Source organism: Limnobacter sp., assembly GCF_964228395.1.
In the GTDB taxonomy this organism is placed as follows: Bacteria; Pseudomonadota; Gammaproteobacteria; order Burkholderiales; family Burkholderiaceae_B; genus Limnobacter.
In genome coordinates, this window is record NZ_CAXQZX010000120.1 from 1 (window position 1) to 15,616 (window position 15,616).

13 protein-coding genes are annotated in these 15,616 nt (G+C 53.7%); 10 read left to right on the top strand and 3 right to left on the bottom strand.

Going from position 1 to position 15,616, the window contains the following annotated elements; all coding sequences use genetic code 11:
* The first annotated feature begins 416 nt into the window (after positions 1 to 416).
* From ACEQU8_RS09755 to ACEQU8_RS09790, 8 genes are all read left to right on the top strand, one after another.
* The gene (locus ACEQU8_RS09755) at positions 417 to 2,402 is read left to right on the top strand and encodes a DUF1302 domain-containing protein (protein ID WP_370263244.1); all 1,986 of its coding nucleotides are present in this window, start codon (positions 417 to 419) and stop codon (positions 2,400 to 2,402) included.
* 59 nt (positions 2,403 to 2,461) lie between these two features.
* The gene (locus ACEQU8_RS09760; protein WP_370263245.1) at positions 2,462 to 3,799 is read left to right on the top strand and encodes a DUF1329 domain-containing protein; all 1,338 of its coding nucleotides are present in this window, start codon (positions 2,462 to 2,464) and stop codon (positions 3,797 to 3,799) included.
* Between the two features lie 95 nt (positions 3,800 to 3,894).
* Positions 3,895 to 5,061, top strand: coding sequence for a WD40/YVTN/BNR-like repeat-containing protein (locus ACEQU8_RS09765; protein ID WP_370263246.1), 1,167 nt, complete (start codon positions 3,895 to 3,897; stop codon positions 5,059 to 5,061).
* A gap of 15 nt (positions 5,062 to 5,076) precedes the next feature.
* Positions 5,077 to 7,440, top strand: coding sequence for an RND family transporter (locus tag ACEQU8_RS09770; RefSeq protein WP_370263248.1), 2,364 nt, complete (start codon positions 5,077 to 5,079; stop codon positions 7,438 to 7,440).
* Positions 7,441 to 7,549: 109 nt separating this feature from the next.
* A complete protein-coding gene (locus tag ACEQU8_RS09775) occupies positions 7,550 to 8,536 on the top strand; it encodes a succinylglutamate desuccinylase/aspartoacylase family protein (RefSeq protein ID WP_370263249.1) in 987 nt (328 codons plus the stop codon).
* A gap of 103 nt (positions 8,537 to 8,639) precedes the next feature.
* The gene (locus ACEQU8_RS09780) at positions 8,640 to 9,314 is read left to right on the top strand and encodes a hypothetical protein (protein ID WP_370263251.1); all 675 of its coding nucleotides are present in this window, start codon (positions 8,640 to 8,642) and stop codon (positions 9,312 to 9,314) included.
* A gap of 98 nt (positions 9,315 to 9,412) precedes the next feature.
* Positions 9,413 to 10,333: a chemotaxis protein gene (locus tag ACEQU8_RS09785; RefSeq protein WP_370263252.1), complete on the top strand. Its 921-nt coding sequence runs from the start codon at positions 9,413 to 9,415 to the stop codon at positions 10,331 to 10,333.
* Between the two features lie 85 nt (positions 10,334 to 10,418).
* Positions 10,419 to 11,072, top strand: a complete 654-nt coding sequence (locus ACEQU8_RS09790; protein WP_370263253.1) for a 2OG-Fe(II) oxygenase — start codon at positions 10,419 to 10,421, stop codon at positions 11,070 to 11,072.
* An 8-nt stretch (positions 11,073 to 11,080) separates the two neighbouring features.
* On the opposite strand, the gene ACEQU8_RS09795 is transcribed toward ACEQU8_RS09790, so the two are convergent.
* Together ACEQU8_RS09795 and ACEQU8_RS09800 are read right to left on the bottom strand one after the other, a co-directional pair.
* The gene (locus ACEQU8_RS09795) at positions 11,081 to 11,716 is read right to left on the bottom strand and encodes an NrsF family protein (protein WP_370263254.1); all 636 of its coding nucleotides are present in this window, start codon (positions 11,714 to 11,716) and stop codon (positions 11,081 to 11,083) included.
* Positions 11,713 to 12,294, bottom strand: coding sequence for a sigma-70 family RNA polymerase sigma factor (locus ACEQU8_RS09800; protein ID WP_370263256.1), 582 nt, complete (start codon positions 12,292 to 12,294; stop codon positions 11,713 to 11,715). Before ACEQU8_RS09800 ends, ACEQU8_RS09795 begins: the two co-directional genes overlap by 4 nt.
* Before the next feature lie 137 nt (positions 12,295 to 12,431).
* On the opposite strand from ACEQU8_RS09800, the gene ACEQU8_RS09805 reads away from it, so the two are divergent.
* Entirely contained in the window at positions 12,432 to 13,490 is a 1,059-nt protein-coding gene (locus ACEQU8_RS09805; protein ID WP_370263257.1) for a serine endopeptidase, read from the top strand.
* A gap of 10 nt (positions 13,491 to 13,500) precedes the next feature.
* On the opposite strand, the gene ACEQU8_RS09810 is transcribed toward ACEQU8_RS09805, so the two are convergent.
* Entirely contained in the window at positions 13,501 to 14,634 is a 1,134-nt protein-coding gene (locus tag ACEQU8_RS09810) for an alkene reductase (protein ID WP_370263258.1), read from the bottom strand.
* A gap of 109 nt (positions 14,635 to 14,743) precedes the next feature.
* Between ACEQU8_RS09810 and ACEQU8_RS09815 the strand changes: the two genes are divergently transcribed.
* Positions 14,744 to 15,616: LysR family transcriptional regulator (locus tag ACEQU8_RS09815; protein ID WP_370263260.1), on the top strand; the 873-nt coding region annotated here is incomplete at its 3' end.

Genomic DNA, 15,616 nt, shown 5'->3' on the forward strand with positions numbered 1-15,616 from the left:
TACATCGAAATGCTGGGCCAGCTCTTCGAGCGGAGGTTGCCGCGTGCGGCTCCCCCGATAAATTTGCAGTTGTTGTTCAACTACCCATTGAATTGCGCGCTCAATCAGTGGATAGTGTGAGGGCGTAATATGTTTCATGAATTCGATATTTTATTTATCAGCAAGTAATGCAGTGTCTTGCTAGGCTTGGAGTAACGCAATCGGATTCTTGTTCAACCTGCATTTATACGGGTTTGGTCCAGAAATTACTCACAAGTTACATTGTTTTTTGCAAGCGCTTTTCTATTTGTTGTGGGTAATGTGCGATTTATGAATCTGTTGCTCGCCCGCTTTAGTACTAGGGGTTATTGATAATATCGTTGAATCCGCTCAAGCGATTCGTTCAAGAGGCCTAGAAGGCCCTGAGGAGACTTTTCATGGTGATCAAACACCGTCCCATTCCGTCCGTTGTATCCATTTCTGTTGCGCTGGCTCTGAGTAGCCTTACGGTTCCCGCTTGGTCCGCCGGTTCTTTTGAAGGGCCCGCTGGCATCGAAGGCCGTTGGGCGATGGAAGTGACTGTGGGTGCTTCTATGCGAATGAGGGATGCTGATAAGTCATTGATATTTATCGGAAACGGCGGCGAGGCTTCTAGCGGAACCGTGGACGACGGTAACCTCAACTACAGCAAGGGCGACGTGTTTAGTTCTGCGGCCAAAGCGGTCGGTGAACTGGAGCTGCGCAAAGACAACGCGGGCATATTTGTACGCGCCAAGGCTTACTCTGATTTTCATAACCGTAGTAACCGGGTTCCTCATGGTTCGGCCAACAATGGATTCAGACCCAATGAGCCATTGAATGACGATGGTTTTGATAAGGGCTCCAAGTTTGAAGATGCACAGTTTTTGGATGCGTATGCGTTTGCCAACTTTGAGCCGCTGGGGCGCCCTTTCACTGTTAAGGCCGGCAACCAGGTGGTGACATGGGGCGAGGCCCTGTTTGTGTTGGGTGGTGTAAACCAGTACTCCAACTTTGACTCGGCTGCTCTTCGCCGCCCAGGTGCGCAACTGAAAGAAGTATTTTTGCCAATCCCGCAGTTGTACGCCAACTTGCAAGCCACTGACGCCTTGTCGATTGAGTCGTTTGTGCAGTTGAACCACGAGAAGGTGGTGGTGGATGGTTGTGGCACCTTCTTCTCGGCAGCCGACCTGTTGAACTGTAATTTCCAAGGCGCGCCGATTAACCCAGGTGTATTGACCGTTGGGCCCAACGAAATCGACTTCACCGGTTACAACGACCGCCAAAGCTTTGAGGGTGGAGGCACCGTTCGAGTGAACGGTAGCCCGTTCAACACCTCAACTGTGGGCGGGGCGAGCGGCTTGGCTGGTGTGTTGGCGGGGCTGACCGGTTTGCCCAGTGATTTGGGTAATTTGAACTTCCGGATGGCTCAGTTGGCAGATCGACGGGCGCCAGATACAGGTCAGGTTGGGTTGGCTGCGCGTTACTACGCTGGCGAAATTGGCACGGAGTTTGGCGCTTACGTGGTGAACTATCATCAGCGCATTCCTAACCTGTCGTTGCGTAAAACCCCATCGAATTATGAGGGTTCGATTTTCAACGGTTTGGAGGCGGGTGGCCAAAGCGTGGTTAACCCCCTGTCCTACTTCTTCGATTACGGCGCTGAAAACATTCAGGTGGCCGGTGTGTCTGCTGCGACCGAGCTGTTTGGCTTCTCTGTGTTTGGCGAGGTGAGTTACACCAAAGACTTCCCTGCGGCTTACAACACGGCCGACCTGTTGAAGGGTGGTGCGACTGGTGATGGTCCATTGGCCCGTTACGGTGACAACACGCAATTCCCCGAGGGGTCCATTCTTCCTGGTGCCAAGCCTTTGGACAAGGTACAAGCGCAGGTGTCGACCATCGCGTTGTTCCCTCGCCGTTTGTGGGCCAGCCAGGTGGCAGTAATTGCTGAGGTGGGTGCGCAAATGTGGCGCGGCATTGGTGATCCGTTCACCAGTGAGCGATTTGGCCGTTCCCCAGCGTTTGGTGCAGGCGCTCACGCAACCTACAACAACGGTGATTGCAATCGCGGTGTGAACCCAAATCCACGCAACTGCGTTGTAGATGGGTATGCAACAGAGACGGCTTTCGGGTATCGTATTCTTTCGGTAGCGCAGTACCCAGACGCTTTATATGGCATTACATTGGCACCGCGTCTGTTCTTCTCTCACGACGTGAAAGGCTATTCAGCTGACGGTGTGTTTTTGGAAGATCGTATGAATCTTGGTGTGGGGCTGCGCGCTGAAATTCAATCGGCTCGTTATTTCGCCGAAATGAACTACAGTATTTTCAACGACAAAGCCTACTTTGATCCGTTTAAAGACAGGGACTTCTTGTCTTTGGTGTTGGGAGCCAACCTGTAAACGGACCAGAACAAGAGCAAAGGGGCGGGATGTATTTGTGATTCAAGGAGACTATTCGCATGAGACTGAGAATGTTTAAACCCGTGGTAATGGCACTGGCTGTAATGGGTGCTAGCACCCCGGCACTGGCCAATGATTTTTCCAAGTTGGGGACCACCCTGACACCCATCGGTGCAGAAAAAGCGGGCAACGCCGCTGGCACCATCCCTGAGTGGAAAGGCGGTATCAGCAAGCCTCCCGCAGGTTTTGATCCCAACAAAGGCTACTTGGACCCCTTTGCGTCGGACAAGCCGATTGTGACGATCACAGCGGCCAATATGGAGCAGCACAAAGACAAGCTTGCCCCAGGCCAGATGGAAATGTTGAAGCGTTACCCAACATACAAAATGAATGTGTACCCAACACATCGCACCGCTGCTTACCGCCCAGATGTTTACAAGTTTGCAAAAGAAGAGGCGCCTGGCATCAAGCTGGCCGAGGGTGGCAATGGTATCTTGAACTTGAAGAAGTCGAACGTGCCTTTCCCGATTCCAACAGAAGGCGTGCAGGTGATTTGGAATCACATCATGCGCGACCTGGGCGGTTCAATCACACGTCACTCTGCTGACTTCCCAGTGCAAACCAACGGATCGTTTACCGTGGGTAAGCGTACTGAAACGATTTCGTTTGCGGCTTATATGGATGACCCGGAACCTAACCGGATTTTCTATTACATGAACCAAACCACCGCTCCAGCCAACGCTGCGGGCGAGGTCGCGCTGGTGCATGAGCCTTTGGACCAGGTGAAAGAGCCCCGCCTTGCGTGGCAGTACAACCCAGGTCAACGCCGAGTGATCCGTGCGCCTGAGTTGGCCTATGACTCCCCTGGTATTGGTGCTGACGGTTTGCGTACCAACGACGACTTTAACGGTTTTAACGGCTCTCCCGACCGTTACAACTGGAAGCTGGTTGGTAAAAAGGAGATGTACGTTGCATACAACAACTACAAGCTGACAAGCAAGGATCTGAAGTACTCGGACATCATCAAGACCAATCACGTGAATCAAGATTTGGTGCGTTACGAGCTGCACCGTGTGTGGGTGGTTGAGGCGACCCTGAAACCAGGCGCACGTCACATCTATTCCAAGCGAGTGTTCTTCATCGATGAAGATTCATGGTCTGTGTTGCATGCCGACCAGTACGACGCGCGTGGTGGTTTGTGGCGCGTGCGTGAAGTGTTTGGTGTTCAGTTGTACGATGCACCAACATTTGGCCCCGCCGGTGAGGTGATGTACGACCTGCAAGCTCGTCGCTACCTTGTGAACGCCCTGACCAACGAAGAAAAGCCCATGGAATTTGGCAAGAAGTACACCACTGCTGACTTCTCTACGGCTGCTTTGCGTCGCATGGGACGCTAATTCCCTGACGTGTCCTCTATTGACACGTCATGTTGAAATCCTAGGCCCAGAGGCATCTAGCATCCTCTGGGCTTTTTTAAAATTGGAGACGTGGCATGACCAAGCCACTTATGGCGATGAAGGCAGCTTGCGCGCTGCTCACCCTGGCCGTTTTGCCTTCGGCCTGGGGCTTTAAAGATCCTCTTGATTTGCCTGCAATGATGGCTCCCAAAGCCGCGAAGGCTTTGATGTTGAACGTGACTTCCCACGAGTCGAATGTGTTGGTGGTTGGTGAACGCGGCATTGTTCTGAAAAAGGACATGGCTGCGGCTGATCCCGCCACGGGCGTTAAAGACGCGGATGGCCGTGTGTGGACCCAGGCGCAGGTGCCTACTTCGGTGAACCTCACCAGCGCAGTATTTGCGTCTCCCTCGGTGGCGTACGTGGTAGGGCACGATGGAGTTGTGTTGAAGTCTACCGACGCTGGCCTAACGTGGAGCCGTGTGTTTGATGGCCACAAGGCCAATGAGCAAGTGGTGGCTGCCGCCAAGAAAAAAATGGAGGCTTTTCAGGCCAAGTACGACGCAGCCAGCCCCGCAGAACAGGATGCAATGAGTGAAGCCTTAGAGGCTGCAACGTTCGCGTTTGAGGATGCCGAGGCAGGCGCTCGCTTTGGTCCATCACGCCCCATGTTGGACGTGTGGTTTAAAGATGAGAACACCGGATGGGTGGTCGGCAGTTATGGGCAAATTTTTGAGACCACGGATGGTGGTGCCAATTGGACCTTGGTTGCTGATCGGTTGAACAACCCGGATTTTCGCCATTACAACGGTTTGTACGGTGATTCCACTGGCTTGATGTTGATTGCTGGTGAAGCCGGTCGGGTTTATAAATCCACGGATTTTGCGCAAACCTGGGAGCGCATGGACACCGGTTACATTGGTCACTTTTATGGCACGGCTGTTACGCGAAACGCCGCTGGCGAGCCCACCATTTTTGCCTACGGCTTTGGTGGCAATGTGTATCGCCTTGGGCCCAACGCCAGCGCCTGGTGGCAGTTGAAGAGCCCTACCAAAGAAAGCTTGGTGCAGGGTTTGAATGTGGGCAACAAGGTGATGTTTGTTGACCAGAAGGGCCGCTTGGTGGCAACCGATGAGTCTGGTACCGCACTGACCATGGTTTTAAAAGACGAGGGCAAGCCGGTGACCGGCATGGCTCAAGTTGGCGATACCTTTGTATACAGCGCTCAGGGCGGCCCACGGGTCGTGAATGTGCCACGCTAAATGGACAACACGAATATGAGTAATCAAGAAGAATTGGGCAAGGTGGAGCGGTTTTTTGAAGCGCTTCTTTTTGGGCACCGCAAGCTGGTGATTGCGGTTTTTGCTGTTCTGTCGGTGTTTTTTCTGTACCACGCGGTCCAGCTGAGGCCAGATGCGTCGTTCCAGAAGATGGTGCCTGTGACACACCCCTTCATTGCGAACTACCTGAATTACGAGAACGAACTTCGCCCTTTGGGTAACGTGCTGCGGATTGCGGTGCGAAATAAAAACGGCACAATTTACGAAGCGGAGTTTTTGGAGAAGTTGCGCCAAATCACCGATGAGGTGTTTTACATCCCCGGGGTGGATCGCGGTAATTTGAGCTCGATCTGGACCCCCAACGTGATGTGGCGGCAAGTGACCGAAGAGGGTCTGCGCATGGGGCCGGTGATCGGGCAAGGCTTTTCAGGCACCCCCGAGCAAATTGAACAGGTGCGCGCCAACGTGGAGCGCTCTGGGCGAATTGGCTCTTTGGTCGCCAACGATGAGCGCTCCGCAATCATTCTTGCTCCTTTGCTGGAAATTGACCCTGACACAGGCGAGAAACTGAGTTACGGTAAATTGTCAGAGCGGATCGAGCAGGTGGTTCGCGACAAGTATCAGGACGAAAACATCTCGAGTCACATCACCGGCTTTGCCAAGGTGGTGGGTGACTTGATTGATGGTGCCAAAGCGATTGCCGGTTTTTTTGCAATCACTTTCTTTCTGACCGTGGCTTTGTTGTTGTGGTACTCGCGTTGTTGGAAGAGTACAGCCGCGACTATTTTCTGCTGTTCCTTGGCTGTGATTTGGCACTTGGGTTCGGTCAGCTTGCTTGGTTTTGGTTTGGATCCATATTCCATTTTGGTGCCCTTCCTGACCTTTGCGATCGGGGTGAGCCATGCGATCCAGAACGTGCGTACCATGGCCTCGGAGCGTTTTCACGGGGCTGACAAAATTGCTGCGTCCAAGGCCACATTTCACCTGTTGTTTATTCCAGGTTCAGTGGCTTTGTTGGCCGACGCGGTGGGCTTCTCTACGCTGTTGGTGATTGAGATTGGTGTAATTCGCGAATTAGCGATTAGCGCATCCATCGGTGTGGCCGTGATTATTTTCACGAAGATGTTCTTGTTGCCGGTGTTGATGAGCTACACCGATGTAACGCCAGCTGGTTTGCGCCAGGTGGCCAAACAAGAGGCCAGTAAGCACACTGTTTCTCATGCCTTGTCGCGCCTAACGGAGAAGAAAGTTGCTGGTGTGGTCACCTTGGGCGCCGCTGCGATTTTGACAGCGGGTTTGGTGATTTCCTCGGACATCAAGATTGGTGACTTGGACCCGGGCGCGCCTGAGCTTCGACCGGACTCCAGATACAACCAGGATGTGAAGTTCTTGGTGCAGAACTATTCCACCAGTTCGGATGTGTTTGTGGTGATGGTCGAAACACCGGCAGGCGAGTGTGGTGCCTACCCAGTTGCCTCTGCAGTGGACCGCTTCCAGTGGGAAATGGAGAACGTCGAAGGCGTGGAAGGCACCGTGTCTTTGTTCACTGTGATGAAGAACATCATTGCGGGCTTCAACGGTGGTAACCCCAAGTGGTTGGCGATTTCTCGCGACCGCTTCATTGCCAACGGTGCGCACAAGAACATTCCAACATCGCTTTACAACGCAGAGTGTTCGATGACACCTGTGATTCTGTTCCTGTCTGATCACAAAGCCGAAACACTGGAGCGAGTCGTTGCCAAGGTGCAGGCCTTTGCAGAAGAAAACAACACTGACGATGCCAAATTTATTTTGGCGGCAGGTAACAGTGGTATCGAAGCTGCCACCAACATTGTGGTTGAGCAGGCTCAAAAAACCATGTTGTTGTTGGTGTATGGCATTGTGGGTGCCTTGGTGTGGTGGGAGTTCAAGAGCTTCCGCGTGATGCTCTCTATTATGATCCCCTTGTTTATTACTGAGGTGCTTTGTCGCGTGATCATGGTACAGATGGACCTCGGTATCAAGGTGGCCACGTTGCCTGTGATCGCCTTGGGCGTGGGCATTGGTGTGGACTACGGTATTTACATCTACAACCGTTTGGAAAGCTTCTTGGCCAAGGGGCTCAACTTCAAGAGTGCTTACTTTGAAACCCTGCGTTCAACCGGTGTTGCGGTGGCCTTAACCGCTGTAACGCTGGCTTTGGGTGTGTTCACCTGGGCCTTTTCTGCCATCAAGTTCCAAGCAGACATGGGAATGTTGCTGGCCTTCATGTTCTTGTGGAACATGGTTGGAGCGGTGATTTTGATCCCGGCGCTGGTTCGCTTGATCGCCTACGGCGCTATCAAAAAGCGCTTCGGTGAAACGGTAGAAACCGGTACCTAAGCGCTGAGTTACTTTGGCGATTAGATAAACGGCCTTGAAGGAGGGCAGCGCAAGCTGCCCTTTTTCTTTGTGGTAACCTGCAGTCATTCAATGTAATTTTTTGCTCGCCATGCTGTTTCCACCCTTGCCAGCCAAGCCGCTGGCGCTTCAATTTAAGTCTGTTTCTTTCTGTGCTCTAAAGCCCGGCCCTAAGCTGATTGTTCTGGGGGCCGTGCACGGCAACGAGGTGTCGGGTACCCAGGCGATTCTTAAAATGATCGGTGAGTTTGAGACGGGTGAGCGCGTTTTGAAGGCAGGCTCTGTGACTTTTGTGCCCGTGACCAATCCACTGGCCTACAATCGCGGGCAGCGCAATGGCGATCGAAATTTAAACCGAAATTTGACCCCGACGGCGACGCCGCAAGATTTTGAAGATCATGTGGCCAACTGGCTATGCCCTTTGCTGGCGCAGCATGACGTTTTGCTGGATATTCACAGCTTCCAAAAAGGCGATGTGCCTTTTGCTCTGTTTGGCCCCAAAAACAACGATGGCCTGCTGGAGGCTTTTGCTCACGAGCACCCCGAGCGCGCCTTGGCGTTTCGATTGGGGGTCAATCGTTTTGTGGACGGCTGGTTGGACACCTATGCCAAGGGGGTGGCCAACAGGGTTGCATATCTGAAAGAGACCGGCCAACCCAGCGACGGCTTGAACACTGACCCCAGGTATGGCATGGGCACCACAGAGTGCATGCGAGCGGGCGGCGGTTATGCGGTCACGCTAGAATGCGGTCAGCATGACGACCCCAACGGACCGGCTGTGGCCTACCAAGCCATTGATAAAGCATTATTACATTTGGGTTTGATTGAAGGAGAGGAGCCCGAACCTGTGCGCCAGTACCAGCACCTGAGCTTGGTGGAGGTCATCGACAAACGGCATGCTGAAGATTCTTTTGTCAGGGCGTGGTCCAGTTTTGATCGAATTCGACGAGGCGAGCTGGTGGGCATCCGGCACAACGGGGATGAGGTGCGCGCACCTCGGGATGGGTTTATCGTGTTTCCAAACACCACGTCCCAAGCCGGGCAGGAGTGGTTTTATGTGGCAGTCGAAAATTTGTAAAACTTGTGTTTTACCGACATGGCCACATAAAAAGATATCACTTTGCTGATTGAGCGATGGATGTGAGTTTGGTGTAATACGCCCAGGAGAACATTGACCACCCATGAGCAATTCAGTCACCCAAGGCATACGGGATGCCGATCAGTCTACTTTCGCACTCGCCCTTCTCGGCGGTGCGAGCTCGCATGCTTACCGCGAGGTGGGTTTGATAGGGGCTGGCTCATCGGCTTCGTGGGTTCAGCAAGCCAGTGTGGCACCTGAGTTATTTGAAAGCGATCGAGCCGGTGTGCCAGGGTCTAGCGCTGATCACCCGGCTCTGCGGCCATTTGATCCTCCTTCTGGGGGCGAGGATTCGACATCCAGACTGCACTTGACTGACTTAAGCTCCGCGTACACCACCGACTTGCAGGGCGCCTCTACCGTAGACACAGACGCTTCACAGTTGCAGGGTTCTGCGGAAATTTTGCACACCGACTTTGATGGCTCTTTGTTGTCAAGCCTTGGGGCAGTGCTGCCTGCTGAGTCTGGTGCGTCCACCTTGCTCGATGCGCCTGTGGAGTTGCTTGCCGGTTTGGGGAATGGTCTGCTTGAATTGCTTGAGCAAAGCGCAGAAAATGCCTCGGCAGAGGGAGAAAATCTACCCCAAGATTTTGAAAACGAACCCAGCAGTGACGCCTTCCTGGGGGAATTCTCTCCCCCGGTATCAACCACAGCATCTTCGCCCGTTGGGGTGGTGTTGGACGTGATCGATCAAATTTCTTCGCAATTGAAGATTTAAAAGGCTTGAAATAGAGCCCCTGATGCCCCCTTCTTAAGGATATGGCCTAGCTTGCGATGGGCGACAATTGAGTAACAGCAATTGTCACATCATGCGCCATGCACAACTTGTCCGCCAAAGATCCGTCGTCTTCGACCACCGAAATGATTGAAATTCTTCTGTTCTCGCTTGGCGGGTCGGAGGTGTTCGGTCTGAATGTGTTCAAGATCCGAGAGGTGACTGAAATGTTACCAGTGACCCAAATTCCTGGTCAGCAAGGTGCCATGAGTGGGGTTATTTCCTTGCGTGGCCAAGTGATTCCTGTGGTGTCTTTGGGAACAGCGATTGGCATGGGCGATGGTCGAGCTGATTCCAAATTGATTATTTCCGAATTTGCTTCCAGATCTGTCGCGTTTGCGGTGGCCGATGTCGACAAAATTATTCGAGTGCCCTGGTCTGATGTAAACCCACCCCAGCGTTATGATGCTGAACAGGGTTGCGTGTTTGGCGTGGTGATGTTGAAAGAGGGCGGTTTGGTCTCTTTGGTGGACATTGAGAGCGTCTGCCACAGGGTGCTGCCTGATTCTGCGGCCGATGAGCCTGTGATTGCAAAAACTCCAGACTTGGGACACGCAGCGCCAGTGTTTTTTGTGGATGACTCTGTGGTGGCCAGACGAAAGATCTCTGAGGTGTTGGACGGTCTGGGTTTGCAGCACTCCCACGCAGTCAACGGCGTGGAAGCAGAGCAAAAGCTGTTGGCTTTGGCGGGCGATGCTGAGGGCGCACCGGCGGGTGAATTGAATAGCAAGGTGTCCCTGGTGTTGGTTGATGAAGAGATGCCCGTGATGGACGGTTGCACCTTGACCCGAAAGCTGAAAAATGATCCGCGATTCAAGAACATTCCCATCATTATGTATTCGTCTCTGACTTCCGATGAGAACGCCAGACGCGGTATAGAAGCCGGTGTGAACATTTACGTCAAGAAATTTGATTCCGCTTCTCTGTCTAGCGCGATCGGACAGCTACTGAGTCACGCGTAGTCCGCGAGTAAAGACCTCACATACTCCACCGTTGGCGATACACTAGCGACCTTAATCTGTTTGCTGGTTGATCGCCCGATTTTTTATGTTGCCCAATCAAACAACGCCATCTGAGTCGCTGGCCATCGCAATTGCCAATGATTTGCGAGCGTACGGGTATTCGATTCAAGAAAAGGCCCTGCCAGAGGCAATGGTGGCTGCGCTACGCCAAAGCATGACGAGTGAAGGCGTGAGCGACTTCAAGCCAGCAGGAGTGGGGCGCGGGGGAGGGCATCGGCAGGAGCGCTCCATTCGAGGGGATCACATTGCCTGGATAGAGCCCACTGATCCCGCCAAAGAACAGTGGCTAGACTGGGCAGCCAGCTTGCAAGTAGAGCTGAATCGCCGTTTGCTGTTGGGGCTGTTTTCGTTTGAAAGTCATTTTGCGCACTACGCCCCGGGCGCTTTTTATAAAACACACCTCGATGCCTTTAAGGGGCAGGCCAATCGGGTGTTGTCTGTGGTGACCTACTTAAACCAGGATTGGCGGGAAGAGTTTGGCGGTGAGCTCATTCTTTACGAGCCAGACAATGCAGACAAGGCACTTGTTCGTGTGCCGCCCCTTGCGGGTACGCTGGTGGTGTTCCTCAGTGAAGAGTTTCCACACGAAGTACGACCTTCCACGGTGGATCGCTACAGTATTGCCGGTTGGTATCGCTGCAATTCTTCGGTGCTGGGCGTGGTGGACCCTCCCGCGTGAATTCGTTTTTACCAGCGCAGAACCCGGGGCCCGAGCAGCGCACCGATCACGCCTACCAACAGAATTCCCGCGGAGTACCACAGGGCTACAAACGTGGGTGAGGATTCGGTACACGCGATTGCGTAGCCGGCTGAACTCACCGCCCCGGCAAATATGCCGCAGGCAAAACCCGCAATGCGTGGTTGAGTGGGGGCCATGGCGCTCATTGCTATGAGGCTCGCTGCCAGGCCGGGTGCAGATACCAAAGCAATAAGCCAAGGGCACGCCAACCACGAATGTCCGGTAATCAGGGTCAGGCGCTCGCCAAGGGGGGCTGCCAGGCAATACGCCAGCCCGAGGCCGATGGCGAGCAGCACCAAACTCGCCAAGCGTTTTATGTTTTGGGTCAACGGCACAGCGGGCTTGCCTGCATTCACAAACAAATGCGAAGCGAGTGCGGCCAGCAGCCCGGCATAGGCCACCTTTAGCCAAAAAGCTGATTGCAACATGTTTTCTATGGATGCACCGCCCATCAAGGTGATGGATAGCAGCGTGGCAGCCAAGAGTGTAAAGAGGATGGTTCTTGCCACAAGGCGGCGCGGCAATTGTAGATCGGCTGGGCCAGCCCGCGTGCTCAACATTTGGATCAGTTCGTCGGTTTTCATGCCCCATCTCCTACCAGCGCGGAAAGCTTTTTGAGTGCCCGGTGGACCTGTACCTTGATGGAAGACACCGAGGCGCCGGTTTTCAAGCTTGCCTCTTCCACGGATAGGCCTTCAATTTTTGTCAAAATCAATGCCTCTCTTTGTGAGTCTGGAAGCAGAGCCAGCAAGGTCATCAAGTCCTGCCGTGTGCCAAATTCTGGTTCAACCAGAGGCTGCGCCTGTTCGTGAAGTTCATCAAATGAGCTATGCAAAGATTCTTTGCGCCCGCGGCGCCTCCAAACATCAACCAATTTGTGCCGTGCAATTGCATGTATCCAACTGGTCACTGGCAAGCTGCTGTCGTAAGTGGCCCGTTGCAAATGCAAGGTGATCAGGGTTTCTTGCACCACATCTTCCACCTCCTCAGGCGCGCCCTGTAGCCGCCTGCCGTAAAACTGCCTCAAGCGAAGAGCAATCATGCCCAGGGCCTCTTTGTAGGCTCGCTCGTTGCCTTCTTGGGCAAGCAGCCACATGGGCTTTAGTTTTGCCTCTAAAGCACCAAGCGAGCTGTTGGCATTTAATTCGCTACTTTGAGTCATTGGGTTACAGCGTGGCGGTGGTGATTGCGTCAACGAATGGCCTAGACACTAACACATTAGGGGGGGCGGGTCTGGGTCATCTTGGGCTGCATGGGCTGCGTTAGTGCACAAGCAAAATAACAATCAAGGGGTACGAGATGGGCAAGTCCTTTCGGGATGCGGAAAAGTGGTACAGACGTGGTTTGTGGGCAGTGGCCTTTTTATTTGGTTTATTTTTAACGGGGCTGGCCAACACAATCATGGGTGACCTGCCGCAGGTGGAAACCCAGCCCGAATTGGAATCCTTTATTGAACCCCTGGCCCTCAGGGCTGTAAAAGATGACATGCGTAAGGCAGAGTTGCAGGTGAGGGAGGCCACCGATACGCTGGAGCAAGCCAAGCTGAGTCATCAAGTGGCCAAGGCCGATACAGATTTGGCCAAAGAACAGTTTATGGCCTGGGTGGCTGCCCGGCAGGCTGGGTCGCAACCGGAGCAGGACAAGGAGATGCAGGTACGCACCCAGGCTGTGGCCAATCTTCAAGCCATGGAGCGCCTCGCTTTGGCCAAAGTAGAAATGCAGCAAAAGCTGTTGCTCGATGCCGAACAGGCGAAGCGGCGCGCGCAAGACAAATATCGCGAACTGGAAAAAGGTGCCCGAGGCGCACACCAATCGGCTGTGAATGCCACCGAATTGAGAGTGTTTTTGTATCGGCTTTTGTTTTGTATGCCCTTGCTTGCGGCTGCGGCGTGGCTATTCAAGCACCAGCTGCATGGTCGGCATTGGCCCCTGGTTTGGGGCTTTGTGGGGTTTGCGGTATTTGTATTCATGGTGGAATTACTGCCCCATTTGCCAAGCTATGGTGGGTACGTGCACTACACCCTGGCGATTGGTTTAACCGCATGGTTGGGAAGCAAAGCCATGGGTGCGATGAATCGTTACCTGGCCGAAAAGCGCCATTCAGAACAGTTGCCGGAGTGGGAAAGGCGAAGGGCGCTGGATCCAGATTTGGCCTCGACTCAGTTGGCCAATGGCATTTGTCCTGGCTGTGAGCGCAAAGTGGACACCAAGGCGGCAGGCCTGGACTTTTGCCCGCATTGTGGAATTGGTCTGCATGTTGGCTGCACCACTTGCAACACTCGCAAAAGTGCGTTTGCCCGATACTGCCATGGATGTGGCGCCACTTCAATTTCAGACGGCGCCACTGCCTCGGTATAAACCCAATGGCTTAAGCCTTGCTGAGGGTTGGGTAGTCGGTGTAGCCCTTTTCGCCCGGCACATAGAATGTGTTGGGGTCGGGTTCGTTCATGGGGGCGTTTTGCTTTAGGCGTTCCACCAAGTCTGGGTTTGCAATATACAAGCGCCCAAACGACACGGCGTCGGCCCGTTTTTCTTGCACAGCCTCAATGGCCATTTCGCGGGTGTAGCCGTTGTTGACGATCCAGCTGCCCTTGAAACTGCGTCGCGCGGCTTGGTAATCGAAGCCGGGCACATTGCGATCGCCGCCCGTTGCACCCTCGATCATGTGAATGAAGCCGATATTGCGTTTGTCCAATTCTTGGATCAGGTACGAGAACAGTGCCTGTGGGTTGCTATCGCTGAGGTTGTTAAATGGCGTGAGCGGCGAGAGGCGAATGCCAACTTTGTCTGCGCCAATTTCAGCGACCACCGCGTCCACCAGCTCGAGGGCAAACCTTGCACGGTTTTCAACTGTGCCACCATAGGCGTCTGTGCGTTGGTTGGCGCCATCTCGCAAGAACTGATCAATCAAATAGCCATTGGCACCGTGAATTTCGACGCCGTCAAAACCAGCGCGCATGGCATTGGCAGCGCCTTGCCTGAACTGAGCGATGACGTCCTGAATTTCTGTAACCGACATGGCGTGCGGCACAGGAATATCAACCTTGCCTTGATGGGTGTAGGCCACCACGCCTGGTGCAATGGCCGATGGGGCGATGGGGTCCAAGCCGCCTGTGAGGTTGGGGTGGGTGATTCGACCCACATGCCAAATTTGCGCAACAATTTTAGAACCTGCGGCATGAACGGCTTGCGTGATGGGCTTCCAACCCTCGATCTGCTGCTCGGAATAAATGCCCGGTGTAGCCATGTAACCCTTGCCGCCCGGCGCCACTTGCGTGCCCTCGCTGATAATTAAGCCTGCATTGGCGCGTTGGGTGTAGTACAAGACATTCATGGGGCTTCCAGGGATGTCACCTGCGGCCTCGTCGGCTCTGCAACGGGTCAAAGGCGCCATGACCACACGGTTTTTGACCTCGATCCCGCCGATTTTTCCGGGTTGAAACAAAGCGAGATCTGCGGTGTTCAAAATTTGTTCATTGCGGTGAGCGTTGGGTGCATTCATTGGGTACTCCTTATTTTGGTTCTGCTCGATTATCGTAAAACCTTGGGGGTATGGCAACGGAAGAGAGGTGATATCATCTATTCCAAACAGGAATAGATTGGGGTGATTCGTGGACCGGCTGCGATGGATGGAAACCTTTGTGCGCGTGGTTGAAAGTGGCAACTTTTCGGTGGTGGCCCGGCAGTACCACACCACACAGTCGGCGATTAGCAAACAAATACAGGCGCTAGAGAACGAGGTGGGGGCCATGTTGTTGGTGCGTTCCACGCGCAGCCATGCCTTAACCGAGGCCGGCGCCCTGTACTTTCAGCGTTGCAGGCAAATTCTGGAAACCCTGGAGGAAGCAAAGTCGGAGGTGCACCGCGCCGAGCACGAGGTCAGTGGTTTGATTCGGGTAGCGGCCCCAATGGCCTTTGCGCGCCTACACATCGTGCCCAGGTTACCGGCGTTTTACGCCAGGTATCCCAAAATCCGGATTGATCTTCAGTTGGACGACCGCTTTGTCGACCTGATTGCTTCGGGCATTGATGTGACCTTCCGAGTGGGGGAGCTGAAGGACAGTCGATTGATCGCCAGACGAATCGGCACGGTGAGCAGGGCTGTGATGGCCTCGCAAGAGTATCTGGCCAAACATGGGGAGCCTGCTACCTTGGATGAGCTTGCCCACCACAATTGCCTGCTTTACACCGGCGTAGACAACTTCAATGAATGGACATTCCACCCTTTGCGCGGCGGCCCCCGAGTGATTCGAGTCAACAGCAATTTCCAATCCAACAGCTCTGAGGCCATTCGGCAGGCCTTGCTGGAGGGGTTGGGGATCATTTATTCCCCGAGTTGGATCTATGGAGACGAACTGCGAACAGGCAAAATCAAAATTTTGCTGCCGCAGTACAAACCCAGCAGCTTGCCTTTGAATGTGGTGTTTCAACCCTCTCGCAAACCGTCACTAAAAATCAATTGTGTGGTGGATTACTTCACCGAG

What these genes read in the sequence shown, in the direction of transcription:
- ACEQU8_RS09795 (WP_370263254.1), bottom strand. Translation starts at nt 11,716, where the DNA reads ATGAAAACCGACGAACTGATCCAAATGTTGAGCACGCGGGCTGGCCCA.
- ACEQU8_RS09810 (WP_370263258.1), bottom strand. Translation starts at nt 14,634, where the DNA reads ATGAATGCACCCAACGCTCACCGCAATGAACAAATTTTGAACACCGCA.
- ACEQU8_RS09775 (WP_370263249.1), top strand. Translation starts at nt 7,550, where the DNA reads ATGCTGTTTCCACCCTTGCCAGCCAAGCCGCTGGCGCTTCAATTTAAG.
- ACEQU8_RS09780 (WP_370263251.1), top strand. Translation starts at nt 8,640, where the DNA reads ATGAGCAATTCAGTCACCCAAGGCATACGGGATGCCGATCAGTCTACT.
- ACEQU8_RS09765 (WP_370263246.1), top strand. Translation starts at nt 3,895, where the DNA reads ATGACCAAGCCACTTATGGCGATGAAGGCAGCTTGCGCGCTGCTCACC.
- ACEQU8_RS09770 (WP_370263248.1), top strand. Translation starts at nt 5,077, where the DNA reads ATGAGTAATCAAGAAGAATTGGGCAAGGTGGAGCGGTTTTTTGAAGCG.
- ACEQU8_RS09805 (WP_370263257.1), top strand. Translation starts at nt 12,432, where the DNA reads ATGGGCAAGTCCTTTCGGGATGCGGAAAAGTGGTACAGACGTGGTTTG.
- ACEQU8_RS09755 (WP_370263244.1), top strand. Translation starts at nt 417, where the DNA reads ATGGTGATCAAACACCGTCCCATTCCGTCCGTTGTATCCATTTCTGTT.
- ACEQU8_RS09790 (WP_370263253.1), top strand. Translation starts at nt 10,419, where the DNA reads ATGTTGCCCAATCAAACAACGCCATCTGAGTCGCTGGCCATCGCAATT.
- ACEQU8_RS09800 (WP_370263256.1), bottom strand. Translation starts at nt 12,294, where the DNA reads ATGACTCAAAGTAGCGAATTAAATGCCAACAGCTCGCTTGGTGCTTTA.
- ACEQU8_RS09785 (WP_370263252.1), top strand. Translation starts at nt 9,413, where the DNA reads ATGCACAACTTGTCCGCCAAAGATCCGTCGTCTTCGACCACCGAAATG.
- ACEQU8_RS09760 (WP_370263245.1), top strand. Translation starts at nt 2,462, where the DNA reads ATGAGACTGAGAATGTTTAAACCCGTGGTAATGGCACTGGCTGTAATG.